Consider the following 1,689-nt stretch of genomic DNA (forward strand, 5'->3'; position numbering starts at 1 on the left):
TTGGCTGGTATGACAACATTTCCCGAGGGAGTCTTGCATTTTGACTACGCTAATAACACTCAATATTCGTTTATAGAAAAGCTATATTACTTTTGTCCCAACCTCATTTTATCGGCCACTTTTTCGGATTTATCGGTCGCTTTTTCGAATTAATCTGCCCCTTTCAAATTCATCGCCCATAAAATAATAAAACACCAATCGAATTTCGATTGGTGTATCTATTGAGATTATAGCTTCTGAGCTTCTTGCTCTAAAATGGTTAGCATTTGATCCTTTTCTTCTTCATTTGCATTTTCCCAAATCATTTCGAATAACACACCTAGTCCTGGAAGCATTTTCTCTTCACCACTTTGAATCGCATCAAGAATTGTTGCTTCTAATTCTTCTTCATTATTTCCAGCTATATTACTTCTGATTGCTTTTCTTAAATTTAAATCCACTATGGTCACCTCTTTTTAGATATACATTTTACATGTAGTTTGACCATTTAATACTAAACTATGTATGATGGAATCAAAAACAAAATAGGAGATCTGTCATGATTGAATCTAAACAGAATAAAACCATTAAGGAATGGAAAAAATTACATAAGAAAAAATATCGTGATGAGCAAGGAAAATTCCTCGTTGAAGGTTGGCATTTAATTGAAGAAGTTACGAAAAGTGACTGGCAGGTTGACAAGTTAATTATACATGAATATGAAAAGCTGCCAGAGAAATGGAAACACTACGATTATGTCGAAGTTTCGGCTGAAGTGTTTAATGAGCTCTCTTCTACTGAAACGCCTCAAGGCATTATGGCTGTTGTTAATCAGAAACACGAACAATTTGGTCAGTCATTGAATAAGGTGTTGTTAATAGATGCTGTTCAAGATCCTGGTAATGTAGGTACTATTATACGTAGTGCTTTAGCGTTTAATTTAGATGCCGTTGTATTAGGAAAGGGAACAGTCGATCTCTATCATGAAAAAGTTATTAGAGCAACACAAGGTGCACTCTTTCATCTGCCTGTTTTAAGAGGTGATTTAGACAACTGGATGGGTAAATTAAACGAACTTGACATTCCAATTCTCGGTACTGCTTTAGATGAAAAAGCTAGGCCACTGAATGAAATTGCAACTAAACGATTTGCAGTTCTTGTTGGCAATGAAGGAAAGGGAGTTAGCTCTGATTTGCTTAAACAAGTTGATGATACGATTTATATCACAATTCATAAGGATAGTGAATCATTAAATGTAGGTGTTGCGACAAGTATAGTCCTTTATCATTTGACACATCTAACTTGATAAATAATCAATTTTTATCTATAATACAGTTCATAAACAATTGAATGAACAAAAGCTATGAATGAGCTCAGTAAGCTTTTCTAAGTAATTGATTAGCAGGGAGGAGTACCAAAGACTGAAAGTACTCTAATCAATGGGAAAGCCGAATTTCACTCAGGAGCTGGAACTTGGACCATATTTGTAAAGGTTTCCCGGCATGATCGTCCGTTATCGAAACGAAGTGGATTACATAATCGTAATCAATTAGGGTGGTAACACGGATACTAACTCGTCCCTTTGTTTAAGGGATGAGTTTTTTTATTACGTCTTTAAAAACCACACGCTCTGCGTGTGTGACAATGAAACTTTTAGAGTGGTAACAAAAAAGATCTCCTCTCGGTTATAATGAACATTGGCCGTCAAAC

General features: G+C 35.3%; 2 protein-coding genes and 1 other annotated feature. Of the genes, one reads left to right on the top strand and one right to left on the bottom strand.

Annotated features, from left to right (window positions below; genetic code table 11):
• Positions 1-227: 227 nt before the first annotated feature.
• The gene (gene sspI / locus ACFSW4_RS11945; RefSeq protein WP_054755042.1) at positions 228-440 is read right to left on the bottom strand and encodes a small acid-soluble spore protein SspI; all 213 of its coding nucleotides are present in this window, start codon (positions 438-440) and stop codon (positions 228-230) included.
• Positions 441-538: 98 nt separating this feature from the next.
• Between sspI and ACFSW4_RS11950 the strand changes: the two genes are divergently transcribed.
• On the top strand, positions 539-1,285 hold the full coding sequence (locus ACFSW4_RS11950) for a TrmH family RNA methyltransferase (protein ID WP_054755041.1): 747 nt from the start codon (positions 539-541) through the stop codon (positions 1,283-1,285).
• Between the two features lie 48 nt (positions 1,286-1,333).
• Positions 1,334-1,564: a binding site (T-box leader), on the top strand.
• Positions 1,565-1,689: the final 125 nt, after the last annotated feature.

This window comes from Piscibacillus salipiscarius, from assembly GCF_042685285.1.
Lineage (GTDB): Bacteria > Bacillota > Bacilli > Bacillales > Alkalibacillaceae > Piscibacillus > Piscibacillus salipiscarius.

Coding starts and splice junctions, on each gene's coding strand:
- ACFSW4_RS11950 (WP_054755041.1), top strand. CDS start 539: ATGATTGAATCTAAACAGAATAAAACCATTAAGGAATGGAAAAAATTA.